This is a genomic window from Mycobacterium sp. NPDC006124 (genome assembly GCF_040614235.1).
Classification (GTDB): domain Bacteria; phylum Actinomycetota; class Actinomycetes; order Mycobacteriales; family Mycobacteriaceae; genus Mycobacterium.
In genome coordinates, this window is record NZ_JBEXUA010000017.1 from 59,672 (window position 1) to 86,141 (window position 26,470).

Sequence of the window (26,470 nt, forward strand, 5' to 3'; positions counted from 1 at the left end):
GGCCAGTATTCCTGCGTCAGGACCGGGAACGGCGGATCAACCCGGTCCGGGGCCGTGCTAACACCCTTGCGTCCGTTGACGATGGACGAACGTGATCACCCTCCGTTCGGCCTGTGTCCTCGCCGTTGTCCTGGCTGGCGCGCTGTCGTCGACCGGCACGGCTCGTGCCGACGCGGTCGGGGTGTTGCCCCGGGTGCCGGTGGTGGCCTCCCCGACGTGCGGCGGTGACGTCGGTGCCGAGGCCGAGGTCGCGTTGGTGCAGGCCGGCGATCGCATCGAGAACGGCGTGCGTGCGGTGATTCACTACGACGCCGGGGTCTACGACGGCTCGTGCGCGTTGACCGTCACCGCGACGTGGAAGAACCTGGACACCGGCGGGTCGGGAAGCGGCCCCATCACCGCGGTGTCGGAGATCGACGAACATTACGGCTTCGTCGGCTATGCCAACACCACCTTCGAGACGGGCAGTGGCACGGTTGTCGTCACCTTCAGCTCACATCCGGGTGCGCAACTGACGATCACGACCTGACGGCCGGTGCGGCGGGGACTCGCGTCCGGCGTGTTCACCGAACCGTCACTCGCGTGTCGACCGTTGGTGTTAGGTCTACACGAGTGTCCCGCAACCACTTGCCTCCACGTCGTCATCTGTCGTCCCTCGTCATCGCCGCGGCTCTGATCATCGCGGTGCCCGGCCCACCGGCAACGGCCGATCCCGCGCCCTTCGACCTGCAAGCGCATCGAGGGGGCCGCGGCGAGACGACCGAGGAATCCTTGCGCGCGTTCGGCAAGGCCCTCGAGCTCGGCGTCGACACCCTCGAGATGGACATCGTCTTGTCGCGCGACCGCCAGCCGATGGTGTGGCACGACCCGGTGATCCAGGCCGACAAGTGCTCGGACACCGCCGCGGCCTCGCCGGGAGATCCCCAGTTCCCCTACGTGGGGAAGTTGGTGAAGGACCTGACCGCCGCGCAGCTGGCCACCCTGGACTGCGGCAAGCTCCTGAGCGGGTTCCCCGACGCCGAGGTGGTGACCGGCAACCGGATCGCCACACTGCCGCAGGTCTTCGCCCTCGCGGACGCCTACCGTGCGCCGGTGCGCTACAACATCGAGACCAAGGTGGAGGCTGCTGAGCCTGAGAAGTCTGCGCTCCCACAGGAATTCGTGGACGTAATCCTGGCCGCGGTGCGGAGTGCGGGCAAGGCGGACAAGGTCGAGATCCAGAGCTTCGACTGGCGCACGCTGCCGATGGTGCGGGCGGCCGACCCGTCGATCCCGCTGGTGGCGCTCTGGGACGAGACCACCTTCGTTCCGGGGTCGCCGTGGCTGAACGGGATCGATCCCGCGACCGTGCCCGATCCGATCGCGGCGGCCGAGATGGTGGGTGCGACGATCCTGTCGCCCGGGTACTCGGTGCCACCGGGGCAGAAGGCCGCTGATCCTGGGTTCCGCCTGGTGGCCGACCGCGACTTCGTCACCCGGGCGCACGCCCGCGGTCTGAAGGTGATCCCTTGGACCGTCGACGATCCCGGCGCGATGCGCGCCCAGATCGAGGCAGGTGCTGACGGCATCATCACCGACTACCCGAGCCGGCTCCGCCAGGTGATGACCACCGAGGGCTTGCCCCTGCCGCCGTCCTACCGGCGGTGAGGACCCGGGCTAGTTGGATCGCACGTCAATCGGCCGGCACGAATGCCCTTCAGCGTCTCGGCACTCGCGGCGACGTCGCCGAGTCAACCCAATGGCCCGGCATCAGATTGGTCGATTGATCCTGCGCTCTGGTGCATCTGACCGAGAACGCGTATCACCACTTCGGCGGCTAGCCACAGCGCCACTTCGTCGTCGTGCGACACCCCGGGCAGCAGCCGCGCGATGCGTTCACGACGCACGCTGGCTCTGCTGTCCCAGTTGCGCCGCCCCGCCTCGCCGAGCGCCACCAACGATGCGCGACCGTCCTTCGGATCGGCCTGCTTCTCCAACAGTCCTTGACGTTCGAGACGTTGCACGAGCTGCGTCATTCCCGACTGGCTGGCACCCTCGGCCTCGGCGAGCGCCGTCAACCGCATGGGCCCCTCGCGATACAGCCGGTTCACCACGAGGGCCGCGCTCGCACTGAGCTCGCCGCGGTCGATCAGGTAGCGCCACATCAGGTCCGTGCCGAGCTCGATCATCTCGGCGATGCTCTCGACACTGTCACCGACCGAATGCTTCATCGTCAATTTATATCATTTCAGTGATCCGTGCGGGAATATTCGCGAACGTCGAGGCGTTGCGCGCCGACCCGGTCTACCTGCCGTCGAAGACTGGCGTCGAACGGTTTTCGAAGGAGGTGACCATCCGGGCAACCTTGAGATCTGCTGTGAATTCTTCAGGACTTTGCCCAGCGGTTGATAAGTCCATCGCATGTCGGATATAAAACTCAGGCGAGCGGTTCGCACCGACGACCACGTCGAGTGTCCCGGTACCGGGCCCTGGCACGGGATCCGAGGAGTCATTCAGTGCGTCGACCACCGAGCGTCAGGACCGTCCTGGCGAGGGCTTGGCTGCCGCTGGTGATCGTCGTGGCGCTCGCCGTCGGGGGACTGGGCATGTACAAGGCGCATCAGTCCTCGGCGCCTGGACCGGTGCTTGCCGTCAATCCTCCTCAGGCGCCGGAGGAATTCACGCCCAAGCGGATGACCTACGAGTTGACCGGCGACGTCGGCAGCGGCGGCATGTTGTCCTACATCGACATCGACGGCTACCCCCACAAGGTGGACCTCACCGAGCTCCCGTGGTCGCACGTGGAGACCACCAACCTCAGCGTGGTGTCGGGCAGCATCTCCGCCCAGGTGCACGGCGGTCAGGTCGGCTGCCGAATCTTGGTCGACGACGTCGTCCGCGATGAGCAGACCGCTACCCGGCAGGACGCCGACGTCACGTGCCGGGTCAAGTCCGCGTGAGCGCGCACCAGGCCACGCGGCCGTTCTTCGCCAGAATGGTGCGCTTGTTCGCCATCCCGATCATCATCTTCTGGGCGTTGTTCGCGATCACGACGAACACCTTCGTGCCCAAGGTCGAGGACGTCGCCACCGAACTCGCCGGCCCGGAGGTGCCCACCTACGCGCCGTCGCAGGCCGCGCTGCTGCACATCGGCGACGAGTTCAAGGAATCCAATTCCACCAGCCTGACGATGGTCGTGCTGGAAGCCGACCATCCCCTCGGCGAATCCGAGCATCAGTACTACGACGATCTGGTCGTCCGGTTGAACGACGACAAGGCGCACGTGCAGTACGCGATGGACCTCTGGGGCAGCCCGGTGACCGCGGCAGGCGCGCAATCCGTGGACGGCAAGTCGGCGTACCTGTTGCTGCGATTGGCGGGAAACGTCGGCCAGATTCAAGCCAACGAGTCGGTTGAATCCGTACGGGACATCATCGCCAAAGATCCTCCGCCGCAAGGCCTCAAGGTGTTCGTCAGCGGGTCGGCGCCGATGGCCTCGGACACCCTGTCCATCGCCAACAACAGCCTCAACAACATCACCATCGTCACGATCATCCTGATCCTGGTGATGCTGCTTCTGGTGTACCGCTCGTTGACCAACGTCGCCGTGCCCATGTACAGCGTGCTGTTCGAAATCCTCATCGCCAAGGGCATCGTCTCGACCCTTGGGCATTACGGGTTCATCCCCATGTCGTCGTTCGCGGTCAACATCGTGGTCTCCCTGACCCTGGGCGCAGGCACCGACTACGGCATCTTCCTGATGGGCCGCTATCACGAAGCGCGACAGATGGGGGAGAGCCGGGAAGACGCCTACTACACCGCATACCGCGCGGTGTCGCCGATCATCATCGGCTCCGGGCTGACGATCGCCGGGTCGTGCTTCTGCCTGACGTTCGCGCGGCTGGACTACTTCCACACCATGGGCCCGGCGGTCGCGATCAGCATGCTGTTCACCATCGCAGCGGCGTTGACGCTGGCGCCGGCCCTGTTGACCCTCGGCTCCCTATTCGGGCTGTTCGACCCGAAGATGGCAACCCGCGGCCGGCTGTACCGGCGAATCGGCGCCAGCGTGGTGCGCTGGCCGGTGCCGATTCTGGTGGCGAGCATGGCGGTGGTCCTGATCGGGGCGATCTTCGTGCCGACCTACAGCGTGAGCTACGACGACCGGGCCTATCAGCCCCCGACCGGGGCGGCCAACGAAGGGTTCGCCGCCGCGGATCGTCACTTCTCGCCCAGCAAGCTGTTCACCGAGATGCTGATGGTCGAATCCGACCACGACATGCGCAATTCCGCGGACTTCATCTCCCTGGATCGGGTCGCCAAGGAGTTGGTGCGACTGCCTGGGGTGGCCATGGTGCAGAGCGTCACCCGGCCATTGGGCCGACCACTCGACCACGCCAACGTGCCGTACCTGTTCACCGTCCAGGGTGGCGCGGCCGGTCAACAGCTGCCGTTCAACGAACACGCCAACGACAACACCGATCAGCAGGCCGACATCCAGGCGCAGACCGTCGCGACGCTCGGCAAGACCATCTCCCTGACCCAACAGCTGGCGGACGATCTGCACGCCACGACGCTCACCGCCGAGAACTTGGCGGCCGTCACTGACGAGGTCAACGAGGACATCTCGAACGTCGACGACACCTTCCGACCCCTCAAGGCGTACTTCTACTTCGAGCCACACTGTTACGACATCCCGGTGTGCTTCGCGATGCGCTCGCTGTTCGACTCCCTCGACGGCATCGACGCACTCGACGAACAGATCCACAACACGGTGACCGATCTGCAGGCCGTCGACGCGCTGATGCCCCAGATGGTGGCCCAGCTCAAGATCACGCGCGACGAGTCCCAGGCGCTGCAGACGGTCATCGTGAACAATTACGGTCCAGCGCATCTGCAGGCCACGCAGACCGATCAGACCTACTTCGATCAGGTCAACGTGGGCAACGACTTTGACAGATCCCGCAGTGACGACTACTTCTACATGCCGCGAGAAGGCTTCGACAACGAGGACGTCAAGACAGACCTGCGGTTGAACATGTCCCCGGACGGCAAGGCCGCCCGCTTCGTCGTCACCCACGAAGGCAACGCCATGGCACCCGAGGGCATCGATCACGTCAATCAATTCCCCGATGCCATCAAGGCCGCGTTGAAGGAAACTTCGCTGGCCGGCTCCAAGATCTACATCGGTGGTGCGGCATCGCAAAACAAGGACATCAAGGAGTACGCCAAGTCAGATCTGACGATCGTGGCCATCGCCGCGTTCGTGTTGATCTTCCTGATCATGCTGGTCCTGACCCGCTCTCTGATGGCCGCCATCGTCATCCCCGGCACGGTGGCCTTCTCCTTCGCGGGTGCGTTCGGCCTGTCGATTCTGGTGTGGCAGCACTTGATTGGGCTGCACCTGCACTGGCTGGTCCTGCCCATCACCTTCGTCATCCTGGTGGCGGTGGGGTCGGACTACAACCTGCTCCTGATCGCGCGGGTGAGGGAGGAGATCGGCGCCGGGGTTCAGACCACCGCGTTGCACACGGGGTTGATCCGCGCGCTGGGTAGCACCGGCGGCGTGGTCACCTCGGCTGGCTTGGTGTTCGCATTCACGATGCTGGCAATGCTGTCCAGCGACCTGAAGACCATCGCCCAGGTCGGCTCCACGGTCTGCATCGGCTTGCTGCTGGACACCCTGATCGTGCGTACGTTCTTCGTGCCGGCGCTCATCAGGCTGCTCGGACCCTGGTTCTGGTGGCCCACCCTCGTGCGAGTGCGTCCCCGCCGCCTCAGCGAGCCCACCGACTTCAACGGAGTGACGCGATGAACCTGAGCACGCACACCACCGGCCTCGGCCTGTGGGGACTCCTGATGTTCGTCGCCCTCGGCATCGAACTCGTACTGGCGAGCCTTGCGTTCGTCTACGTCCGACGGCTACTGGCGCTGCGGGTCCTGCCGGGCGCCGACGACCTCCACAGTTATCAGAATGCCCTGCGCAAGCTGCGCAAGGACGAGCCGATGACCGAGGACGAGGTGAACATCGCCAGGCGAATCATCGACATCCGCCGGTCCCCGTTGGCGTACAGCATCCCCGCCTCGTTCATGACCTTGGGGATCTTCTACGTCCTCGGCAGCTTGGAATACCTGCACGGCCACCAGGCCTCCGAGCGGACCTTCCTGGGATTCATCCCCATGTTCACCGCCACCAATCTCATCATCCAAATGCGCAAGACCGCGCGCCTGAAGAAGCGGCTGCCCAAACAGACTGCAGTACAGCCGGTGTCCGCCTAGCCCTCGTCACACTGCGGTGACCCGCTCGGGGGAGCGGGCCGGTCGGTGACGACCTTACGCAGGAGGATCAGGTAACGAATCATCCTGTCAATCAGCATGTTCGTCGACTGCGGGGTAGTTGAAGGATCTGTGGAAAATCAGAGGACGTTGTAGGTGTAGGGCGTCAGCCACCCGGGCTCGTCGGGCAACACCGTGGCGGGCGTCACCGGGTAGGTCTCCTGCGTCTGGATGGTCTCCGGCCGGTAGCCGCCGTAGCAGAAGGTGCCGTTCTCGGGGTGGTAAGGGTTGCTGCTGCACGACACTGGCGTGTCGCGTTCCGGGGTGAAGACGGTGCGGGTGCGCTGCCAGGTTCCGTCGGACTGCTTGGGGCCGTCGCAGACCTTGCGGCGGTCATTGCCGAGGAAGCCCCAGTGGATGACTTCGCATCCCATCGTGGGGCCCGCGGTGGGGCCGGGGTCGGCGTGGCCGACAGCGGGGGCGCCCAAGGCGACCAACGCTGCGGCAGCGCTCAGGACGACTCCGCCTGCGAGGCGGTGAAACCGGTGAGAAGTGTTGATGATCATCGTATTTCCCCTGTCGTTGGTCGCTCGTTCACATTGTGTGCGGCTCTTGCCGGCGATGTGTACAGCGTGTCGCAGTCCATGGGCCACGTCTGTCCCGCGATCGGACACGGCGCAAGGGGAAACAACCGTCCCCCGATCAGGGGACGAGGACCTGGCTGGCGCCGTCATCGAAGGTCGTCATCGGCCGGCTCGAGGTGCTGCTAGGAGAACGAGCGACTCAGCTCGACGGGTTCGTCGACGCGGTCAACGCGATTGGACCCCGAGGATGCTGCGCAGTGCGGCGTCGGCGATCAGATCGGCTTGGTCTGGTGTCTGTGGGGCCTGACCCGATACGAGCTTGCGCAGTCTACCAGCTGTGCGACGTTCTTGGTGTTCTCCCACGTCAGAAACGGCACGTCCGGCGACAAGGACATCGTGCATGCCCGGTTGTTGTTCATGCCGAACAACCCCAACTTCAACGGGTTGTCCCCAAAGAGCGCATTGACCGTGGAGCGATCGGAGGATTCGGCCGCGGCAACCATAGAGGTGGCCTTTCCTATGGGTCGGCTTGCCCGCGGAGTGAGTGCTATGCGTCCTGGTGATGCGCCTCGGCCAACATCCGCACGAAGGTCTCGGCGTAGAGCGCAACGTCGAGTGGGTATCTGCCGGTGAGGAACTGCCCGTCCTCGACGATGAACGGCGATTCGACGGTCTCCCCGCGGAGCATGGCGCCCTTCGTTCCGACAGCGGCACGCACCTCGGTTTCGGTGTACTTCCAGTAGGTCCGGTATCGGCGACCAACGCGCAAGACCGTGGTCCGGAACGCCCACATTTCCAGCGGCTTCGTCAGCGTGGTCACCCGGTGACCGTCGAGCACGCTCTTTCCCATGGCAGGGTCGATGGCCCTGGCGGGCACCAGCACTCCATGGCATACCGCACCTACCAATTTGTCGGCCCGCACGAAGTCGACCACCTTCTTCTGCAGCACCGTGCTGTCGAGGTACTGCCGCATGCCCTTGGCGTGCCCACCCGAAAGGTGTATCGCATCGAAATGGTCGGCCTCGATCGCGCGATACGTGATTGGCGACAAAAACTCTGGCGTCTGAATCATCTCGTAGTAGGCCGCCACGGCTTCTTCTTGCGCCGACAGTGGATGGAACCAGCCACTTGACAGCAGCCGCTGATCGCAGGCAGCCACGCGCCCATGCTCGGTGGCAAACGTCACCTCACAGCCGCTCTTTACGAATGTCTTCCACGACACGGCGGCCTCGGTGGTGTCGAAGTCGTTGTCCGGCAATGGCATCACCACGCGACGCCTTCCATCATTCATGAATGCCCCTATATTTTCGGAGTTTCACACCGCGGCGTCTGGCCGCTGACAATGCTCGTGTAGACCAGCGCGGTAACTGGCGGCTCTTCAATTCGGGCAGCGATGTCTACGCCAGATGGGCCGCCAGACCGGAGACCCCAGGAGCGACATCCGCAGCCAGCGTGTGCTTATCGGGGTAGTCGCCACCGTTTTGGCGGCGGAAGGGGGTGGGTGTGTCGGTGAACAACCCCATGAGCCGCTGCTCGAGCGCCTCCCGGGCGCGCTGAACCCCGTCATTGTCAAGAAACATCGCGCCATGCACAGCAAAGATCGGCAACACATCCATCCCTGGGTAGAACAGTGCCCCACGGGTGAAGGGGAAGAGGAGTTCTTCCAACGGGCCATTGATTCCACGGGGCCCGTAGTCGGCGGCGGGCCCGCCGGCGGTCACTGAAACCAATGCTCGCTTTCCGGCGAGGATGCCCTCGCCGAAGCGATAGGCGTTGGTTCCGTCCTTGTAGCCATATGCGAAGCGGTACGCATACACCCTGTCGACCCAGCCCTTGAGGATCGCCGGAACGCCGTACCACCAGATGGGGAATTGGAAGACGATGGCGTCCGCCCACAGCAGCTTGTCCTGTTCGGCTGCGACGTCACGCGTCAGAGAACCGGAGAGGTAGGCTTCTCCGGACGCAGAGACGAGGTCCAACGGCGCTGAGCCGTCTCGCGAAGGGAAGTCGTCGGCGTCGGCGACGGCTTTCCAATTCATCGCGTAGAGGTCCGATACCTGGACGTCGTGCCCTTCGCGCTGCAGCACACTGAGAGCATGGTCCCGCAGCGCTGCGTTCAGCGACGTCGGGGTTGGGTGGGCGTAGACGATGAGAACTCGCACTGATACTCCTTTTGAAGCGCTCGGCATTCTCCTGCCGATCTGCGGCCCCGTCGACGCTATAGCGCAGAGCGGATCTCTGCGATGCCTGAAGTGCTCATTAATTTGTCTGATCAGATCGAGATATCCGTTGCAATGAAGCTTTCGGTAATACCCTCGAGCGATGGACACGTTGACCGACGTCCTCAAGCGGGCGTCCGTTCGCGGTTCGGTGGCTGCCAGCGTGGTCGCCGGGGGGCGCTGGGGGATGCTCATGGATGCAGATGCCATGCCCGGCGCAGCATTCCACGCGGTCACGGCAGGTACCGCGTGTTTGTTGATGAACGGTCGTGGCCCACTATCTCTCGTGTCCGGCGACCTGGTGCTGCTGCCAAGCGGCCCAACCCATGTGCTGGCCAGCGACCCCAGCGCTCCGGTGCGACCTTTCGACCACGACGGCGCGGCGGCAGCCGTCAGGGCCGGCGAGAACCTAACGGTGGGCACTCAGCCAGCGGCGACCCGCATCTTATGCGCGGCTTTCGGACACGATCCGGCGACGGCGTTCAATGCATTCGGCCTGCTGCCGGATGTCGTACACGTTCCAGCGCTGACAGCGCCGCCGCCTCTGCGAAGTGCGCTGCAGCTGCTAGGTGACGAGTTGGCTCACCCGGGGCCAGGTGCCAGCGCGGTCCTCGACCACATCGTGCACATCATGCTCATCCAGCTGTTGCGGGTCTGGCTCGAATCAAGTCGCACGGCCGAACACCCGCCGTCTTGGCTACGTGGACTAACTGATCCTGTCACCGCCGCAGCGCTCACGGCGATTCATCGTGATCCGGCGTATCCGTGGACGCTCGAAACTCTCGCCAGAAGCGCCGCAGTTTCCCGTGCGACGCTTGTGCGCCGCTTCAGCACAGAGGTGGGGTGCCCGCCGGCCGAGTACCTGACCAAATGGCGAATGGAACTGGCCGCGAACAAACTCCGGCTCACCGCGCTCCCGGTCGCACATATAGCCCGTGACGTCGGATACACCTCGGAGTATGCGTTCAATCGGACCTTCGCTCGGTGGCAGGGAGTTCCACCGGGCAGATACCGCGCTCGCAGCAAGTGGACGGCGACGTGAAGGTTAGACTCAATTCGCAAGCAGTACATATTAATTGAACATGATCGCTGTCAAGGAAATGCCAAATACATTGCTGTACAGCGGTTTTGATTACTACACCTACTTCCGACAAGTGGTCCGTCGTCGTGAGCCGCCGCTTGCGCCCCGAGCCCCGCGGACCCGGCCCGACTGCGCATGGCCATGAAAAGGTACCTCCGGGTGGCCAAGTCGAGGTATCCAGTTTTGGCCGAGTAAAGGTATCGATCCCGAGTTCGTCGTGTCGATCAGGAACTGCGGGCCCCGATGGTGACGGTGAAAGCGCCAACCCAAAGCCATCTCCACCCGGCAGTTCCATCGAAGTGTGCGACGGGGTGCCTGGCCGTAAAGTTTTTCAGCGAGAGAAACTTTTACTGGACGGTGCTGTTGTTCCAAGAGCTGAGGAACTGCAGCGCCTGGTGGGTGGGGCTGTGCGGGGGTGCGGTCATCGTCATCAGGCGTTGGCCAGGGTCGGCGTCGCTTGCGAAGGTGTCCCAGTCCAGTGTGAGCTCGCCGGCGACCGGATGGCGCAGTATCGTGGTTCCGCGACTGAAATTGACCACCTCGTGCACTCCCCACCAGGTGCGGAACCTGTCGTCGCGGGTGCGTAAATCGTCGACCAGTGCGAGCAGACGAGGGTCATCCGGGTTTTGGGCGGCAGATCTGCGCAGTGTTGCGACGCAGTTCCGGGCGTCGGCCTCCCAGTCGGCGTAGAGCGCGCGGACGTCGGGGTGGGTGAAGACCAGGTGCACGTAATTGCGCTGGCCGGGCGGGATGGCGCTGAAGTCGACGTAGACCGCGGCGGCCAACGCGTTCCAGGCCAGGATGTCGAATCGAGGATCGAAGAGGAAGGCGGGAACCCCCGTCATCGCATCGAGGAGGCGTTGAACTTGTGGCCGAATGGGATGCGATGTGGGCGCACGTCGGTCGAGGACGGGCTTGCCGGCGAGTTCATAGAGGTAACTACGCTGCTCGCTGTCGAGTCGCAGGACATCGCAAAGAGCGTTCAAGACCGCAGGCGAGGGGGCAACGCGGCCCTGCTCGAGTCGGGCGTAATAGTCGTGGCTGATGGCCGCCAGCTGAGCGACCTCCTCACGGCGCAGACCGGGGACGCGCCGACGGCCACCCAGCGCGGGCAACCCCACCTCACCGGGGTCCAACTCGGCGCGCCGCGCCCGCAGGAAGCTCCCCAGGGAACCGGCGGAATCCGAACGACTGACCATCTCCCCATTATTCCCGTCCCAGCAGGCCAGGGGAGGGAAGAACCTGTCCTAGGTTGCATGCAGTCGGGGTTATGACTGGCCGTTCCCCGCCGCGGATCCGTTCGGCACGCTAGACGGCATGACACGAGCACACAGCACCAACGACACCACCCCTTCCGCCACGGACCCCAGCGCTGTGTTCCGCGAGTTCTTCGGACGCTGGAGCATCTCGAAAGCCGTCGCAATGGCAGCCTTCGACGAATTTTTCACCCCAGAGACCCTCTGGGAGAACGTCGGCCTCGTCACCACGGTGGGCATCGAGGAGGCTAAAGCTCTCGTTGACGCCGAGCCGCCCGGCTTCGACACGATGATCGTCGACTTCAAATTCATTGTTTCTCAGGGTCCCAACGTGTTCACCGAACGCGTCGATGACTTCTACGATGCCGCAGGCGATTTACTGATGTCTGCGCGTGTCGCCGGCGTCGCCGAAATCCGTGACGGGCGCATCATCGCTATGCGGGAGTACTTCATTCCCCCCGCGAATCCCGGGACGTCTGGCGCGGCGACCAACGCCTGACAGGGCTCAAGGTGAACGTCCGTATCGGCGTACCCAGATCCCGCAGCCTTTGATCACGCCCTCGCGGCGGGGACGGCGGCATCTATCCCCCGGCGGGGGAGAGGTGAGCGGCTCCATTGGCACCGCCCTGGCGATGGTTTCCTCAAGTCGTGATACCCAGGGGAGCTTCTGAATAGCGTTGCAGCATAATGTATTTGCCAGTGCGGCCGGCAAGATACCGGTAACCCGGCATATTCGATCCCGGCGTACTTCTTCCGCGACGCAGCAGTGAATCGGGCTGAATACGACGGGGGAGGGGGCTCTGACTGCTGGCCACACCGCACGCGGCACACCGAAGACGTCGAGCGCCTGGAACTGGCCGAATATGACTGCCGAGGCAGCCCGGTAGAAGCTGGACGGCTACGTTACCCCGCGGTGAAACCATCGCCCATCGCGGGACGTCCGACAACAGTGCACAAGGCGAAAGTCGAGGACTGCTACCAATTCAACGAAGGTGGTCAAGAAGACGGGCGGGCGAGTCGTCAAAGACGCCAGAGGAAAGCGGCTGTGATCATGACCGCACCTGTGAACGCGGCCCAACTCCAACCTGGCCGGACCCCGCGAACTGTTCCACATGGATCAACCGCCCTTTACCATCGCCACCATGACCGACGAAGACACGGGCCATCGGTGAGCCGGTACTCGTAACGAGTGGGGCCAGATCGCGTCTGGACGCAAAGTGGTCGCGCCGTGGCGTCAACCCACAACCGCCGGCCACGTAGACGGAGATGATCGAGATGATCGTCAGCAAATCCACTGTGGCCCCCTCGCGTGTGCTGCCCCCGCAGCGTGGGCGTCGGTTACGTTCGGAGAAGACGATGGTGGCCAGCTCACCTTCTGCGCTCGCCGACGCACAGCCCGAGCCGTCGGCCCCGGCGGCAACGACGAGAGGAGCATTCGCATGTCGAATGACCGATTTCCGCAGCCGGAGCATTGGCCCCCGGGATGGCAGCGCTACCTGCAGAGCAGAGTCCTCTTGGCGATCTATGCGTTGGCCGCCCTGTTGCTCGGTGCCGCCGACTTGACCAGCGGGCTGTACGCGGGAGCCCTGATGGAAGCAGGCCTGCTGACGTCCCTCGCCCTGGCGATCTTCGTGCTGACGTCGGTGACAAGTGGACGGACCACCGTCCACGTCGAGCACGGATCGACCGGCACGACGTTCACGCCCGACCGGAACGTCAGCCGGCTGGGCTTGGTGTCGCTCGCCCTCTTCGTCGTCACCAGCGTGATCGTGATCATCGGCACGTGGGGGGGCGACCGGGGATATTCTTCGACGTCGACATTGCCGGACAGGCGGTGGCCGTGGCCATCCCCGCAGCACTCGCTGCTACCTGGATGCTGATCCACGCATGGTCGCGCGGCGGCATCGGACAGGTACGAATGACACCCGGCGGAATCGACCACTTCGACGTCCGGCGCACTGTGACCGTCGCCTGGGACGACATCGCGGCGATCAGCGATCAGGTGGATCGACGGATCTTGACGGCATGGGAGAAACTCCAGGCCAAGACGCGCAGTGTCTACACCGCGCCGACCCGCAAGACCATCGTCCTCCACCTTCGCGACGGACGACGGCGGCGCGTGGACGACGCCGAACTGTACGTGCCCGACGGCGCCGGACTGTATTGGCTCGTGCGGCATTATTTGCGCAACCCGGACGACCGCACCGAACTTGCCGACGGCCGCGCCGTCGACCGTCTCGCCGACGGACGGTTCGACACCAGCGAGCCCTGAGACAGGCGGTCTCGCCGACCTAAAGGGGAGTTATGAGTCGGCGAGACCCGAGCGGGTCGCACGCCCCGAGCCATAGCGGAGAAGGCGAACCCGAGAATACGAGACGCGCTCACCGCCGACCTCCACGAGTCCGCAGAGCGGCGACGGTGGGCGGAAAGTGTTGCAACGCTGCCGAAAACGACGGGAGGAGTGGTGGCCGGCAAGCGGCCGGGCTTTGATTCCTCTGATGCAATATGCAGTAGTAGTTGAGTTGACATAATGTCGCTTATCGGCAAACAATCATCGCGGGTTGCCTGTGATGAATGCGCTCGCACCGCGTGCTGACTGAACAGTGTCCGCTGCGCAGCCGGTGGGTTGGTCCAGGCGCTCAGGTCCACGCACCTGATGTGCCAACGTCGAGGTCGTCGTATTCCAGTGTCTGTCGGTTGCGAATGGGTACCACCTGACGGGGATGTCGAGCTTGACTGTTGTCTCGCCCGCAGCGCGATGGCGACGATGTTGATTGAGACCGCTGTCGCGCTCTTCCGCCTGTCCGTGCAGGCCGCCAATTGATTCGTCACAGTGACGAATTGTCATGCAGCACAGCTTCATCCGTCCAAGCTCGAACTCGTCGATGCCGCGCACTCCGCGGGCTACGTGGTGGTGCTACACGTCCTGCTCATCCCGGAGGAGCTCGCCGTGCCCCGCGTCGCGAGCCGCGTGCAGGCCGGTGGACATGGCGTGCCGGAGAACAAGATTCGGGAGCGGTACCACCGCCTGTGGGCAGTCGTCGTCGCCGCCGCTCGATGCGAGGAGGTGACGATGTATGACAACAGTGGCTCCAAGGGGCCGCGGATCGTGGCCAAACTGACCGGTGGCTTCATCGTCGGCGCCCCGCAGTGGCTGGCGTGGTCGCCCGCGGAACTGACGCAACGCTGGCCACGATGACCGCCAACGGCCGCCAGGGCGCGCGCCCGAGCGGTGTCGGGTCGAGAAAAGGTGACGTCATCGACCCGAAAGTCCCGAACACCGCGAGTCCGTGGGAAGCTGAGCCGTGAACCGTTGGATCGCGCCGGGCAGCATCACGACGGCTCTGATGATCGGCCTCGTCGCAGTGGCACCGGCCCGGGCCGATGTGCCGACGAGTTGCGGCTATCCGGCAACCGGCTACTACGTGCGTGCCGACGTCGCGATCGTCATCGGCGTGCTGTTCGCGTGTGACTTTCCGCGCGAGATCAACGGCGCACATCTGCACCAGGAGGCGCTGACGTTGGACGCCGACTTCAACACCGGAGCCAACTTCACCGGTGATGGCGTCAGCAACAACGTCGGGGGCGGCCTCACCTTCGGCGGCGGAGCGTGGTCGTCGAGTTGGCGGTGCCCCGACCAGCGGTACCTCGCCGAGCAGCCCAACCCGGTCGGTGCCTGGAACAAGCCCATCGTCGCGGGCCGCTGCAAGGCGATCGGCGTCGCGCCCTCCGCGCCGTCCGACACGCCGTGGCCCGCCGGTGACACCATGCAGGAGTTCGTTTGGCCGCCACCGCTCGTCCCCAACTCCCCCGGACCCGTCGTCTCTCCGCCGGTCGGCGACGACGTTCAGCGCGGGGATGTGAACGAGCAACCGAACAGGCTGGGGATTCCCGACGGGAATCCGTCGGCCACCCGCGTCGGGTGATCTCAATCGCATTGAGCGCGAAAGCTTTCGGCGATATCCCTGTCGAGGCTCGGGCGTACACGGCACGGCACACCGTTGACCACGTGGGTGTTGCTGGGAACGTCGAGGCTCTCAACGGAATTGAGCAGATTCGAGTTGACCCCGGGATGCGCGTTGGCCACCGCGAGCTCCGTTCTTGGCTGGCCGTGCCCCCAACCATGCGGCAGGGACGCAACACCGGGCATCATGTCAGCACTCAACTGCACCGCCACCTCGAGCGTCCCACCGTCGGTCTCGACCGTCGCCGGTCTACCGTCGACCAGACCCAGGGCGCGTGCATCGTCGGGGTGCAGCAACAGAGTGCACCGTTCCTTGCCTCGCATGAGAGCCGGAACGTTGTGCATCCACGAGTTGTTCGATCGAAGGTGCCGCCTACTGGTGAGCACCATGGCGGGCGTTGCCCGATCCAATCGTTCTACGAGCCTGGGTACGTCGTCGACGATCTGCGGATGGATCAACTCGATGCAACCAGAGGGAGTCGTCACGGCCTCGTCGATCCGGTTCTCCTCCAGGTCGGCCAACCGCACGCCGTTGGGGTGCCGTCTGACCTCGGCGAGGGTCAGCCCGCCAGGACGCTCGCCCAGGCCGTCGCCCCACGGCCCGAGCCGAATTCCCATGTCGACGAGTCGTTCCGGGCCTCGCCCGATGAGTGCACCAAATGCCGTCGCGGCGTCCCGACCGGTGAGCGGTGTTCCTCGAGTGGCACACGCGGTGGCGACCAGACCCTGAACGTAGAGGTCATCCATGGCTGCGACGTCGACCTCGGGTACCGGCGTTCCCAGGGTGGCGCCGGCCAAGCGCAACAGCAGTTCCCACTCCCCCGGCCGATCCGACTGGACGTCGAACACCGGCTCGGACCACTTGACGCAGGACGCGGTCGCGTACATCCAGTACAGATCGTCGGCGTGCGCCCGCTCCAGCGGCGACAGGCCCGGCAGGATGACGTCGGCATGGCGGGAGGTCTCGTTGAGCCAATTGTCAACGCAGATCATCGCATCCAGCTGCGGGAGCGCCTCGTCCAGGCGTCGTGACCCTGGTGCCGAGATCACCGGATTGCCGGCGACGGAGATGAGCGCCCGGATGCGACCGTCCCCGGGTGTGTCGATCTCCTCGGCCAGGCATCCCACCGGAAATTGGCCGAGCACTTCCGGCGCTCCACGTACCCGGCTGTGAAAGCGGCCGAATTGCCATCGCTTGCCCGTCTGGTCAGGGGGCTTCATGAACATGGGAGACCAGACCGCGGGCTTGGGGAACAGCGCACCTCCCAATCGGTCGACTGCCCCCAGGGCGATGTTCACTAAGAAGACCAACCATGTCGCCAAGGTGCCGAACTCCTGCGTGCACAACCCGATACGGCTGTACAACACGGGACTGTCGGCCGCAGCCAGACGCGCGGCCAGATCACGGATGGCCGATGCGTCGACACCGGTTGCCGCGCAGACCCGCTCCGGAGTGAAGGGCTCGGCCAGCGCGATCGCCTCCTGCAGCCCCGTGACCTTGCCGTCGAGGTGCGGCGACGGGGAGACGGAGCCGTCTTCGACCAAGGTTCTCAGCACCGCGAAGAGCAACAACGCGTCGGTCCCCGGACGAATGGGCACCCACCTCGACGCGCGTGCCGCCGTTTCGGTCCGCCGAGGATCGACGACGACCACCTGACCACCGCGACGCCGAATGGCGGTCAGACTTCCCGCCACGTCTGGAGAGGAGAGCATCGAGCCCTGGGAGACTGCGGGATTCGCACCCAGGATCAGAAGGTAGTCGGTGCGATCCAGGTCGGGGAATCGGCGCATTCCACATGCCGCCGAAGCACAACGTGCTCACCACGTTGAGTGGCCATTGGTCGACCGTGCCGGGTGAGTAGTAGGACTGCATCCCGGCGACGTCAGCCATGCCGATGAGGGCGCCAATGTAGGACGCGAGGCCGAGATTGTGAGCCACCGGGTTGCCTACGTAGACCGTCATCGCCCGGGCTCCGTAGTTGGTGAGCACTGGCCGCAGGACGCGTTCGACTTCGACATACGCCTCCGGCCAGTCGACCGCGCGAAACGTCCCGTCCGCCCGCCGCACCATGGGCTGGCGCAAACGATCCGGATCGTCGTGCAAGTGACCCAGCGTCGTGCCCTTCGGGCAGATGTGCCCCCGTGACCACACGTCATCGACGTTTCCGCGGACGTCGACGGCGGCGCCGTCCGCCACCCGCAACCGGGAGTCCGCACATCGCCTCGCACAACGGGCAGGTCAACGTGTGCGTAGCGATGTCACGACCAGAAATGGACACGTGTCCACCGTAGTCGTGAAGTGCTGCTGTGAAACGCATTTCGACGAGACGCGGCTTCTGCGCATAATCAGCGCAGGAAGTCGACCGCGTCGGGCATCGCGGCCGAATCCTGAAGGAAGAAGGCGTGTCCGCCGTCGTAGATTCGCGCCACCGCGCCGCGGATCTGTGCCGCAATGGCCGCGCCGTTCGCGGGCGGAGCGATTCCGTCGAAGCGTCCGGAGGCGACCAGCGTCGGGCTGGTGATCCGCCCCAGCCGGTCGAATACGTCGTGCTCCGCGCGAGCGTGCAGCTGAAGTTGGGCGCCACGGATGGCGACCTCGGTCGTCTCCTCATCCCTGCGGCGCCGGGCCATCCGATCGGCCAGGGCTCGATCGGCAGGGTGGGTCTCGAGCCAATCCGGGGTGAACCGGGTATCCAAGACCTGGGTGGACACCCTCGCCCGATCCTCGGCGGAGAGGTCGGCCAGGGACTGCAGCGGATACGACGCTCCACCCGCACCGCCCGAGGACGTACACATCAACACCAGTCGCGAGATCCGTTCGGGCACGGTGACGGCGACTTCTTGGGCAACCATGCCGCCGAAGCTGATTCCGAGCAGACGGAACGTCGACCACCCCATGTGATCGGCCAAGCCGATCGCGTCGGCGGCAAGATCGACCATGCCGTATCGGGCATCCGGCATGGCCGTCCGGCCCATACCCCGATAATCGGCGACCAGGACTTGAAACTGCTTCGCCAGCGGACGCAACAGCGCTCGGACCTCGGCCACGGTCGACCCGGACCCGTTCAGGAACAGGACGGATGGACCGTCTCCGAGGACCTCGTAGAAGACCTCCAGGTCGTGGATCAACGCGGTGGGCACGTTGCCTCCGGCGGCCTCGAGGACTCGGTCATGCCGCGCGGGGATTCTCGAGTACGAGTGCGACGCCTTGGCCGGAGCCGATGCAGACTCCGATCACCCCGTAGCGGACATTTCGCTCCCGCAACTCGGTGGCAAGCGTCAGCACGTATCGGGTGCCCGAGGCGCCGAACGGATGACCAATGGCGACGGCTCCCCCGTTCGGGGTCAACTTCTCGTCGGGAACGACGAACCCGCCCAACTGATTCGGCAATTCGCGCAGCACGCCGAGTGCCTGGGCGCTGAATGCCTCGTGGACCTCCCACACGTCGATCTGCTCTGGCGTCAGGCCCGCCCGCGTGATGGCCAGCGGGATCGCCCATGCCGGCGCCAGTCCCATGAACAGCGGGTCGGTTCCGTAGACGGCGGACGACACCACCCGGGCCAAGGGCTCGACTCCGAGCTCAGCGGCCCGCTCCCCCGACGCCAGTACGATGGCGCTGGCGCCGTCGGTCAACGGCGTGGAGTTGGCCGCGGTCATCTGAGTGGTGCCTGGCTGGGCCGGCAACGTCGCCAACGTCTCCGCCGTGGTGTCGTCGCGGATGAATTCGTCGTGCTGGAAGAGTCTCTCGGCGGTCTTCTTCGTCGCCGGGATCGTCACGGGCATGATCTCCTTGGCCAGCCGACCGGAGTCGCGCGCCGCCTTGGCATTTCGCTACGATCGCAACGCGAACGCGTCGATCTCCTCCCGGCTGAGCCCGTACCGGTCGGCGACGTTCTGCGCGGTCTCGATCATCGCGATGTAGGCGTTGCGCGCCAGCAGCGCCGGGTTGGGTGGGCCACCCGCGCCGGCCCACATGGTGTCGAGCATGAGCACCGGTCCCCGCGGGCTGAACGCCGCGTCGCCCTTCATCAGCGCCCAACCCGACCGCGACATGGACTCGACACCGCAGGCGATCCCCACGCCGAGGTCGCCCGCCTTGATGGCGTGGCTGACGCTGACGGTCGCACTCACCGACGAACCGCAGAAACGGTTGATCGTCGCACCGGCGACACTGTCGGGGAAACCCGCCGCCAGCGCGGCCCACCGGCCGACGTCGCCCATGGCCTCGTGGGCCGGGTTGACGCAGCCCGCGATGATGTCCTCGATCTGATCCAGTGGCACCCCGACGCGTTCGCACGCCCCCTTCATGGTCATGCCCAGCAGATCGTCGGTCCGAATGTGCGACAGCGAGCTGCCATAGCGGGCGAAGGGGGTGCGGACCCCTCCGAGGATGAAGGCATCGGTCATCGGGTGTCTCTCCTGTGTCATCTTCTGCTCGTGCACGGCGACCGGGGCGACTTCGATGCGGACGTCGTCACCGCTACGTGCACCTGCTGAATATGTCGGACTATACCTAGGTAGTGCGCAGCCTCGCCACCCTCACCAGCCATCCCGCTTGAGCCTATGGTGCTCATTCGGTGATCGACGGCTGGCACTTCCTGGCCGTCTGCGTACACGGTTGAAGCGTTCAGACAAGCCGCTCGGGGGTGAAGGTGACGTCGACTCCGCCGACGGTCATCGTCACCTGACCTTCGATCACCATCACTTGCGTTGAGACCCGTCGGTCGACGGTCTGGGACAATTGCTGCACCGGTTGGTGCGGTATCTGCAGCACCGACAGGTTCGGCAGCCCGGCCACCTTGGGGCCGACGGTTCGCCACCAGGTGGCCGCGCCGGCGGCGAACGGGAACAACACCACCTGTTCGGCCTGGCTGGCTGCCTTGCCCAAGGCGAGATCGTCGGGCTGGCCGACGTTGATCCACTCCAGGATCCGGCCCGTGTAGTCGGCCAGTCGCAAGTCCGGGACGCCAGGGGTGGACAGGCCCGCTCCGAACGTCAACTCACCGTCGACGTCGCTCAGCCGGTGCGCGCGAAGCCCAAACGCCAACAACCGCACGACCATTCGCTCATCGGTCTCACTGGGATGCCGCGCCACGGTCAGCATGTGATCGGCGTAGTAGCCGTGATCGACGTCGGAGACGCCAAGCTCTACCTTGAACACCGTTGCAGAAAGGGCCACGGCATAGTGTCCATCCTGGTGGTACTGCCCGAGCAATCAGGCCCGCGTGAGTGGGCCTGATGCGGCCCGACGAAGCTAGTCCAGACGTTGGAGCCGGGTGTGGTTCAACGGTCGTAGTTGGCCCAGCCGTCGTCGTTGAAGGCCATGAGATGTAGCTCGCGCTGCCACGACGCCGCCCGACGGCGATCGAGCCAGCGGCGGATGCCGAAGGCCACCAGGGCAGACAGGCCCACGATGCCAACCCATGAAGCCCACGCGCGGCTCGACGCGGTCGCCTGTGCGTCGACGGGCCGGTCCGGTGCGGGCACGACCGCACCCGTGTCGTCGAGCCACACGGTGACCGGTGCGCCAGCCTTGACGAACCCGGGGGTCGTCACGACTTCCGAGCGACGAAGCGTGCCTTGGCGCCACTCGACGCGAACGGGCACGGGATTCGGCGAACTAAGACGACGAGGCGACGGCGAGGCACTGTCTGCGATTGCCGTTGCCGCGACGGAGTGCCGGGACTGCTGTTGCCGGCTGATCTGTTGCATGCGGGTGTCGTAGGCGTCGACGCCTTGCCGCTGGGCAAACGGAATGGCGAGAGCGGCGACGATCAAGACCATCAGCAGCGCGACCGCCTCGAGGCGGTCGCTCGGGCGCACGAGCCGGTTGCGACCCATCACCTGCATCAGCCATCGAGCCTGGCGGACGGGCAGGGACTGGGTCACCGCCATGGCCGCACCCCCGGCTGTTGCTGACGGATTGTTACGACCATGTTTCCATGGTGGCACCTCCGCGCGTGGGCGTGCCAACTGCGTCCGTCGATAGCGACGCATCTCATAGCCGTTCACACCCGCCGGCGTCCGCGCAGCACGAATGCCGTCAGCGGCGCTCGCTGGAAGATCGCGCGGGCTCGGCTGTCAAGACGCGTCCGTCGGCGAGCCACGCCGACTGTCCCGATACGACCAATGCGGCACGTGCCCAGGATCGGTCGTGGGCGAGGAACGGTTTCTCCTGCGCCGTCCAGTCGTCGACGAACTCGACGGGGTCCTCACCCCGAGCGACGACACGGCGATAGGCCAGGTCGGGGTCGGATTGGACCCAGACCGTGGCGTCGAACCAAGGATGCAGTCGCTCGCGGCAGGCGCCGACGCCTTCGACGACCAACACCGACGTGTCCGGCGGTACCTCGATGCACCCTTCTCGGCCCCGGAGCTCCCACGCCGGCGGTCGGTAGGAAACCGGCGGCCCGTGGCGCCGCGCAGGGGAAAGGATGCCGTCGACGAGAAGTTCCTGCCAGTCGAAGAACGAGTGGTGCCAGGCGATGTCGTCGGTGTGCACGACCGCGATGCCCGGCGCCGTCGCGGCCAGATTGGCGGCGAACGTGGACTTGCCGGACCCGCTGCGGCCGTCGACGCCGACCAGCGCAATCGGTGACTGCCGGGCGGTGGCGCACAGGATGCGCAGGACCTCGGAGTACGTCGTCTCCGTCCACTGGGTGACCCTCGGTTCATCTCCGACGTTCACGGGCGCGCCGCCGTCGGTGCTGGCTCATCGGCCTCGGCGTCGAGGGACCGCAAGGTACTTGTACTCCAAGAACTCGTCGATGCCCACCCTGCCGCCTTCGCGCCCCAGTCCGGACTGTTTGACCCCGCCGAAGGGGGCTGCCGGATTGGACACCACACCGGTGTTGACCCCCACCATGCCGACCTCGAGTCGCTCACTCAAGTCGAAGGCGCGGTCGACGTCCTGGGTGAAGACGTATCCGACCAACCCCCAGTCGGTGTCGTTGGCGCGGGCGACGACGTCGTCCTCGTCGTCGAAGGGAATGATCGGGGCGACCGGTCCGAAGACCTCGGTCGTCATCAGGTCTGACTCGTCGGACACGTCGGTCAAGACGGTGGGCGGGTAGAAGTAGCCCGGCCCCTCCGGCAGACGACCGCCGGTCAAAGCCGTTGCGCCACGGCGCAGTGCGTCGTCGACGAGTCGCTGCACCTTGGCGCGCCCGGCCGAGTCGATCAGTGGACCCACCTCGGTGTCGTCGTCGAGTCCGTTGCCCACCGTCAACGCCGCCATCCGTGCGGCCAGCCGTTCGGAGAACGTCGTCACGAGGTCGCGGTGCACGTACATGCGGTTGGCTGCCGTGCACGCCTCGCCCATGTTGCGCATCTTGGCCGTCATGGCACCGTCGACGGCGACGTCGACGTCCGCGTCGGCGCAGACGATGAACGGAGCGTTTCCGCCGAGTTCCATCGAGGAACGCATGACCGTCTCGGCGGCCTGCCGCAGCAGCACCCTCCCCACCCCGGTGGAGCCGGTGAAGCTGACCTTGCGGGCCTTGCCGCTGCTCATCCATCGCTGCACCACGTTGGCGGCGTCAGTGGTGTTCACGACGTTGAGGACGCCGTCGGGGAGGCCGGCCTCCTGCATGATGGCCGCCAAAGCCAGTGAAGTCAGGGGTGTTTGGGGCGCTGGCTTGAGAACCATGGTGCAGCCGGCGGCGACCGCGGGAGCGATCTTTCGCGTGCCCATGGCCAAGGGGAAGTTCCACGGGGTGATGAGGACGCACGGGCCGACGGGTTCGCGGGTCACGATGATCCGGTTGGTGCCGTCCCCGGTGGTGGCGTGATCACCGGAGACGCGGACCGCCTCCTCGGCGAACCAGCGCAGGAACTCGGCCGCGTAGGCCACCTCTCCCCTGGCCTCGGCAAGGGGTTTGCCCATTTCCAACGTCATGATCTCGGCTAGCCAGTCCTGCCGACTCATCACCAAATCGTAGGCACGGCCCAAGATCTCGCTGCGGTACCGCGGGGCGGTACGACCCCACGAGGCTTGAGCGTTGACCGCGGCCCCCAGCGCGGCGTCCCCGTCCGCCGGACCGGCGTCGGCGACGGACGCCAGCACCTCGCCGGTGGCCGGGTTCTCCACGTCGAAGACCCGCCCGTCGACGGCCTCCCCCCACTGCCCACCGATGAGCAGTCCGGTGCGCACCGCGGCGATGGCGGGGCGACGAGCCGTCGAGTCGACACCGGGGGTGGTCGCTGTCATCGGGTTGACTCCTGTCGGTTATGGGGGTCGAGCATCTGTGCCAGGTGCAGCGAGGCGTTCGGCGACTCGTCGGTGAGATGTCGGGCCTGCATGTGGCAGCTGAACCCGTCGGTCAGCACCACCGCGTTCGGGTCGGCCCGCAACGCCGGCGCCAAGGCCTGTTCGGCGACGGCCATGCTGACCTCGTAGTGCTGCCGCTCGAACCCGAAGTTGCCGGCGACACCACAACATCCGGTGGTCTCGCGGACGGCGTCGATTCCGACGGCCCTCAGTGCCGAGACTTGGGTCGCGGCGCCGAACACGGCGTACTCGTGACAGTGGGTTTGCACCGTGACCGAGGGCGGCAGTGTCGCACTCGGGGTCCAGCCGCCGTCTCGTTGTGCGCTGACGTGCTCGGCGAAGCTGCGGATTCGTTGGGATACGCGACGCGCGGCGGGCGTGTCGACGAGTTCGGGCATGTCCTTCCGCAGGGCTGCGGCACAGCTCGGCTCGGTGACGACGATTGGGCGGTCGGTGCCGTCGTCGAGCGAAGCGGCCGTGCGGGTCAACCTCTTTCGCGCCTGGCGCAGTTGTCCGGTCGAGATCCAGGTCAAACCGCAACAGAGGTCGGTGCGCACCTCGGCACGATGCCCGGCCTCCTCGAGGACGCGAAGCGCCGCCCCGGCGACCTCGGGCCGAAAGCCCTTGGTGAACGAGTCCACCACGAGCACCATGTCCTCGCTTCCGAGGCGGCGGGACGCGAGTTCACGGCGCAACGCGCGGCGTGACGCGAACCTCGGCAGCGGTCGTTTCGAGGTCAGGCCGCCCAGGCGCAGTCCCACCGCGCGCAACGGGCTGGACAGCACGATGTTGACCAGCGGTGCCACCCGCGAGGTCACGCTCAACCACCGCGGGAGCCACCCCAACGAGTAGTGCGCCACCGGACGGAGCCGTCGCCGGTAGTGGTGGTCCAAGAACTCGGCCTTGTAGGTCGCCATGTCCACGCCTGTCGGACAATCCGTCGAACACGCCTTGCACGACAGGCACAGATCCAGGGCATCGCGAACATCCGTGGACGCCCATCCCCGCTCGGCGGTGCGGGCGCCGCGAATCATCTCTTGCAATACTCGTGCGCGGCCGCGGGTGGAGTCCTTCTCGTCACCGGTCGCCCGAAAGCTGGGGCACATCACGCCGGTGCCATGAGAGCGGCACCGTCCCACACCGATGCAGCGCTGCACGGCGTCGGCGAACCCCCCGTCTCCGTTCGCGTCGTGCAGAGCGAACGTCGTCTGCCACGGAGTCGCGGGAACGTCGGCCAGTGCCAATGCCTCGGTGACCGGTGGCGGGTCGACGATCATGCCGGGGCCCAGCACGTTGGTGGGGTCGAACAGCTGCTTGAAGGCCGCGAAGGCCCCCATCATGGTCGGCGAGTACATCTCGGGCAGGAGTCCGGACCGGGCTCTTCCGTCCCCGTGTTCGCCCGACAGGGTTCCGCCGTGTCCGACCACGAGGCGCGCGGCAGCCGTCAGGAAGTCGGACATGACCTCTCGGCCCTGAGTGGTCCGTTGGTCGAACGTGATTCGGATGTGCATGCAGCCGGCTCCGAAGTGGCCGTACATCACGCCGGTCAGTTCATGCTCCGCGAGGAGCAGCCGAAAATCGGCCAGGTAGTCGGCGAGGTTCTCCGGGGCGACCGCGGAGTCCTCCCAGCCCGGCCACGAGGTGACGCTGGATCCGTCGGCCAGTTCCAGCCGCGACGAGAGACCGGCTCCGTCCTCGCGAACGCGCCACAGCTTCCTGCGCTCCGAGGGGTCGCGGACCACCCGGCAGGCGAGGGCCCGACCGTTGCCTCGAAGATCGCCCTGCAGCGCAACCGCCTGCGCGTCGACGACCTCCGCATCTCGTCCGTCCAGTTCGACGTAGAGCCATGCCCGACCCCCGGGCAGCTCGGACACCGAGTCCGGACCGCGCCGAGCCTTCATGGTCGTCACGATCTGCTCGTCGATTCCCTCGATGGCAGCGGGGGCGAACCTCAAGATGGTCATCACGTCGCGCGCGGCGTCCACGATGTCGTCGTAGGCCACGATCAGCAAGAGCGCGGAGGGGGGAACGTCGACCAGCCGCATGGTCGCTCTCACGATGATCGCACACGTACCCTCGCTGCCGACGAGTGTGCGGGCGACGTTGAAGCCGTTCTCCGGCAACAGGTTCGCCAGTTGGTATCCTGACACCTGCCGGGGAATGCGACCCAACTCCGTGCGGAGCTGCGCCATATAACCGGTGGCCAGGGCCCGCAGATCGGCGGAGAGCCGACTCGCACGTTCGTTGGCCGCCGTGTCCGATGGATCGGTCGCGCGCACCCCGGTCTGGGTGGCGGTGAGCCGGGTTCCGTCGGCAAGAACCACGTCGAGGGACACGACGTGGTCGCCGGTGCGCCCGTACCGAACGGAGTGATTGCCGCAGGCGTCGTTGCCGATCGACCCTCCGACCGTCGCGCGATTCTTGCTGGACGGATCCGGCGCGAAGGTCAGCTGGCCGCCGGTACCGCGCTGAACAGCCTCGGCGAGGTCGGCCAGAACGACCCCCGGTTCGACCACGGCGGTTCGGTTCGCGGCGTCGACGGAGATCATCGAATTCATGTGTCGAGAAAGGTCCACCACGATGCCGTCGCCGATGGCGTTGCCCGCCATCGACGTTCCACCGCCCCGCGCGACGATCGGCACACCCGCTCGATGACAGGCCTTGGCGATGAGGCTGACTTCTTCGGGGTCGCGGGGAAAGGCCACCGCCAGTGGTACGACCCGATAGTTGGACGCGTCATAGCTGTACTCGGCGAGTCGTCGAGTGCTGGAGTCGATCTCGATTCCGCTTGCGACGAGGAGTTCCACGATCTCGGCATCGAACCCTACCGCCGGCATCTGA

The 26,470-nt window shown here is 65.7% G+C and carries 22 protein-coding genes and 3 pseudogenes; 11 read left to right on the forward strand and 14 right to left on the reverse strand.

Annotation, left to right across the window (positions count from 1 at the left end; all coding sequences use genetic code 11):
- Positions 1–142 precede the first annotated feature (142 nt).
- Both ABZ195_RS25275 and ABZ195_RS25280 read left to right on the forward strand, forming a co-directional pair.
- The gene (locus tag ABZ195_RS25275) at positions 143–529 is read left to right on the forward strand and encodes a hypothetical protein (RefSeq protein WP_355222665.1); all 387 of its coding nucleotides are present in this window, start codon (positions 143–145) and stop codon (positions 527–529) included.
- A 143-nt stretch (positions 530–672) separates the two neighbouring features.
- Positions 673–1,647 carry a glycerophosphodiester phosphodiesterase family protein gene (locus tag ABZ195_RS25280; RefSeq protein ID WP_355222666.1) on the forward strand — a complete coding sequence of 325 codons (975 nt, stop codon included), beginning with the start codon at positions 673–675 and terminating at the stop codon, positions 1,645–1,647.
- Between the two features lie 83 nt (positions 1,648–1,730).
- On the opposite strand, the gene ABZ195_RS25285 is transcribed toward ABZ195_RS25280, so the two are convergent.
- The gene (locus tag ABZ195_RS25285) at positions 1,731–2,168 is read right to left on the reverse strand and encodes a MarR family transcriptional regulator (RefSeq protein ID WP_355222639.1); all 438 of its coding nucleotides are present in this window, start codon (positions 2,166–2,168) and stop codon (positions 1,731–1,733) included.
- A 327-nt stretch (positions 2,169–2,495) separates the two neighbouring features.
- On the opposite strand from ABZ195_RS25285, the gene ABZ195_RS25290 reads away from it, so the two are divergent.
- Genes ABZ195_RS25290 through ABZ195_RS25300 form a run of 3 tightly spaced genes read left to right on the forward strand, consistent with a single transcriptional unit; the run spans position 2,496 to position 6,258 of the window.
- Positions 2,496–2,939, forward strand: a complete 444-nt coding sequence (locus ABZ195_RS25290) for an MmpS family transport accessory protein (protein WP_355222640.1) — start codon at positions 2,496–2,498, stop codon at positions 2,937–2,939.
- Between the two features lie 35 nt (positions 2,940–2,974).
- Positions 2,975–5,794 carry an RND family transporter gene (locus tag ABZ195_RS25295; RefSeq protein WP_355222667.1) on the forward strand — a complete coding sequence of 940 codons (2,820 nt, stop codon included), beginning with the start codon at positions 2,975–2,977 and terminating at the stop codon, positions 5,792–5,794.
- On the forward strand, positions 5,791–6,258 hold the full coding sequence (locus tag ABZ195_RS25300; RefSeq protein ID WP_355222641.1) for a hypothetical protein: 468 nt from the start codon (positions 5,791–5,793) through the stop codon (positions 6,256–6,258). The genes ABZ195_RS25295 and ABZ195_RS25300 overlap by 4 nt, the downstream gene beginning before the upstream one ends.
- Before the next feature lie 137 nt (positions 6,259–6,395).
- On the opposite strand, the gene ABZ195_RS25305 is transcribed toward ABZ195_RS25300, so the two are convergent.
- The 3 genes from ABZ195_RS25305 to ABZ195_RS25315 all read right to left on the reverse strand — a co-directional run bounded on the left by ABZ195_RS25305 (position 6,396) and on the right by ABZ195_RS25315 (position 9,001).
- A complete protein-coding gene (locus ABZ195_RS25305; RefSeq protein WP_355222642.1) occupies positions 6,396–6,821 on the reverse strand; it encodes a hypothetical protein in 426 nt (141 codons plus the stop codon).
- A 565-nt stretch (positions 6,822–7,386) separates the two neighbouring features.
- Positions 7,387–8,103: a type 1 glutamine amidotransferase domain-containing protein gene (locus tag ABZ195_RS25310; protein ID WP_355222668.1), complete on the reverse strand. Its 717-nt coding sequence runs from the start codon at positions 8,101–8,103 to the stop codon at positions 7,387–7,389.
- Positions 8,104–8,236: 133 nt separating this feature from the next.
- Complete coding sequence (locus tag ABZ195_RS25315) at positions 8,237–9,001, reverse strand: NAD(P)H-dependent oxidoreductase (protein ID WP_355222643.1); 765 nt, start codon at positions 8,999–9,001, stop codon at positions 8,237–8,239.
- Positions 9,002–9,161: 160 nt separating this feature from the next.
- Here ABZ195_RS25315 and ABZ195_RS25320 point away from each other — a divergent pair, with 160 nt between their 5' ends.
- On the forward strand, positions 9,162–10,100 hold the full coding sequence (locus tag ABZ195_RS25320) for an AraC family transcriptional regulator (protein ID WP_355222644.1): 939 nt from the start codon (positions 9,162–9,164) through the stop codon (positions 10,098–10,100).
- Positions 10,101–10,486: 386 nt separating this feature from the next.
- On the opposite strand, the gene ABZ195_RS25325 is transcribed toward ABZ195_RS25320, so the two are convergent.
- Entirely contained in the window at positions 10,487–11,338 is an 852-nt protein-coding gene (locus ABZ195_RS25325) for a helix-turn-helix transcriptional regulator (RefSeq protein WP_355222645.1), read from the reverse strand.
- Between the two features lie 118 nt (positions 11,339–11,456).
- Between ABZ195_RS25325 and ABZ195_RS25330 the strand changes: the two genes are divergently transcribed.
- The 5 genes and pseudogenes from ABZ195_RS25330 (at position 11,457) to ABZ195_RS25350 (ending at position 15,321) form a co-directional block, all read left to right on the forward strand.
- Entirely contained in the window at positions 11,457–11,894 is a 438-nt protein-coding gene (locus tag ABZ195_RS25330) for a limonene-1,2-epoxide hydrolase family protein (protein WP_355222646.1), read from the forward strand.
- A 940-nt stretch (positions 11,895–12,834) separates the two neighbouring features.
- Positions 12,835–13,275, forward strand: coding sequence for a hypothetical protein (locus ABZ195_RS25335; protein WP_355222647.1), 441 nt, complete (start codon positions 12,835–12,837; stop codon positions 13,273–13,275).
- Positions 13,269–13,667: a hypothetical protein gene (locus ABZ195_RS25340; RefSeq protein WP_355222648.1), complete on the forward strand. Its 399-nt coding sequence runs from the start codon at positions 13,269–13,271 to the stop codon at positions 13,665–13,667. The genes ABZ195_RS25335 and ABZ195_RS25340 overlap by 7 nt, the downstream gene beginning before the upstream one ends.
- 588 nt (positions 13,668–14,255) lie before the next feature.
- A pseudogene (locus ABZ195_RS25345) lies at positions 14,256–14,594 on the forward strand (ATPase); the annotation flags it as partial.
- 106 nt (positions 14,595–14,700) lie between these two features.
- Complete coding sequence (locus ABZ195_RS25350) at positions 14,701–15,321, forward strand: hypothetical protein (protein WP_355222649.1); 621 nt, start codon at positions 14,701–14,703, stop codon at positions 15,319–15,321.
- Positions 15,322–15,323: 2 nt separating this feature from the next.
- Here the strand turns inward: ABZ195_RS25350 and ABZ195_RS25355 are convergent.
- The 9 genes and pseudogenes from ABZ195_RS25355 to ABZ195_RS25395 all read right to left on the reverse strand — a co-directional run bounded on the left by ABZ195_RS25355 (position 15,324) and on the right by ABZ195_RS25395 (position 26,466).
- Positions 15,324–17,578, reverse strand: a pseudogene (locus tag ABZ195_RS25355) (molybdopterin-dependent oxidoreductase).
- Between the two features lie 127 nt (positions 17,579–17,705).
- Positions 17,706–18,500 (reverse strand): alpha/beta hydrolase, encoded by a 795-nt coding sequence (locus ABZ195_RS25360; RefSeq protein WP_355222650.1) that lies wholly within the window; start codon positions 18,498–18,500, stop codon positions 17,706–17,708.
- Between the two features lie 28 nt (positions 18,501–18,528).
- Complete coding sequence (locus ABZ195_RS25365; RefSeq protein ID WP_355222669.1) at positions 18,529–18,993, reverse strand: hypothetical protein; 465 nt, start codon at positions 18,991–18,993, stop codon at positions 18,529–18,531.
- Positions 18,970–19,788 (reverse strand): annotated as a pseudogene (locus ABZ195_RS25370) (thiolase family protein); the annotation flags it as partial. The pseudogene ABZ195_RS25370 and the gene ABZ195_RS25365, both read right to left, overlap by 24 nt.
- Positions 19,789–19,987: 199 nt before the next feature.
- Positions 19,988–20,539 carry a YaeQ family protein gene (locus tag ABZ195_RS25375; RefSeq protein ID WP_355222651.1) on the reverse strand — a complete coding sequence of 184 codons (552 nt, stop codon included), beginning with the start codon at positions 20,537–20,539 and terminating at the stop codon, positions 19,988–19,990.
- A gap of 104 nt (positions 20,540–20,643) precedes the next feature.
- Complete coding sequence (locus ABZ195_RS25380) at positions 20,644–21,255, reverse strand: hypothetical protein (RefSeq protein WP_355222652.1); 612 nt, start codon at positions 21,253–21,255, stop codon at positions 20,644–20,646.
- Between the two features lie 148 nt (positions 21,256–21,403).
- Positions 21,404–22,048: a hypothetical protein gene (locus ABZ195_RS25385; protein WP_355222653.1), complete on the reverse strand. Its 645-nt coding sequence runs from the start codon at positions 22,046–22,048 to the stop codon at positions 21,404–21,406.
- Between the two features lie 24 nt (positions 22,049–22,072).
- Positions 22,073–23,569 (reverse strand): NAD-dependent succinate-semialdehyde dehydrogenase, encoded by a 1,497-nt coding sequence (locus ABZ195_RS25390; protein ID WP_355222654.1) that lies wholly within the window; start codon positions 23,567–23,569, stop codon positions 22,073–22,075.
- Entirely contained in the window at positions 23,566–26,466 is a 2,901-nt protein-coding gene (locus ABZ195_RS25395; RefSeq protein ID WP_355222655.1) for an FAD-binding and (Fe-S)-binding domain-containing protein, read from the reverse strand. The genes ABZ195_RS25390 and ABZ195_RS25395 overlap by 4 nt, the downstream gene beginning before the upstream one ends.
- Between the last annotated feature and the right edge of the window lie 4 nt (positions 26,467–26,470).

Coding starts and splice junctions, on each gene's coding strand:
- ABZ195_RS25285 (WP_355222639.1), bottom strand. CDS start 2,168: ATGATCGAGCTCGGCACGGACCTGATGTGGCGCTACCTGATCGACCGC.
- ABZ195_RS25295 (WP_355222667.1), top strand. CDS start 2,975: ATGGTGCGCTTGTTCGCCATCCCGATCATCATCTTCTGGGCGTTGTTC.
- ABZ195_RS25300 (WP_355222641.1), top strand. CDS start 5,791: ATGAACCTGAGCACGCACACCACCGGCCTCGGCCTGTGGGGACTCCTG.
- ABZ195_RS25305 (WP_355222642.1), bottom strand. CDS start 6,821: ATGATCATCAACACTTCTCACCGGTTTCACCGCCTCGCAGGCGGAGTC.
- ABZ195_RS25310 (WP_355222668.1), bottom strand. CDS start 8,103: ATGCCATTGCCGGACAACGACTTCGACACCACCGAGGCCGCCGTGTCG.
- ABZ195_RS25320 (WP_355222644.1), top strand. CDS start 9,162: ATGGACACGTTGACCGACGTCCTCAAGCGGGCGTCCGTTCGCGGTTCG.
- ABZ195_RS25325 (WP_355222645.1), bottom strand. CDS start 11,338: ATGGTCAGTCGTTCGGATTCCGCCGGTTCCCTGGGGAGCTTCCTGCGG.
- ABZ195_RS25330 (WP_355222646.1), top strand. CDS start 11,457: ATGACACGAGCACACAGCACCAACGACACCACCCCTTCCGCCACGGAC.
- ABZ195_RS25335 (WP_355222647.1), top strand. CDS start 12,835: ATGTCGAATGACCGATTTCCGCAGCCGGAGCATTGGCCCCCGGGATGG.
- ABZ195_RS25340 (WP_355222648.1), top strand. CDS start 13,269: ATGCTGATCCACGCATGGTCGCGCGGCGGCATCGGACAGGTACGAATG.
- ABZ195_RS25380 (WP_355222652.1), bottom strand. CDS start 21,255: ATGGCGGTGACCCAGTCCCTGCCCGTCCGCCAGGCTCGATGGCTGATG.
- ABZ195_RS25390 (WP_355222654.1), bottom strand. CDS start 23,569: ATGACAGCGACCACCCCCGGTGTCGACTCGACGGCTCGTCGCCCCGCC.
- ABZ195_RS25395 (WP_355222655.1), bottom strand. CDS start 26,466: ATGCCGGCGGTAGGGTTCGATGCCGAGATCGTGGAACTCCTCGTCGCA.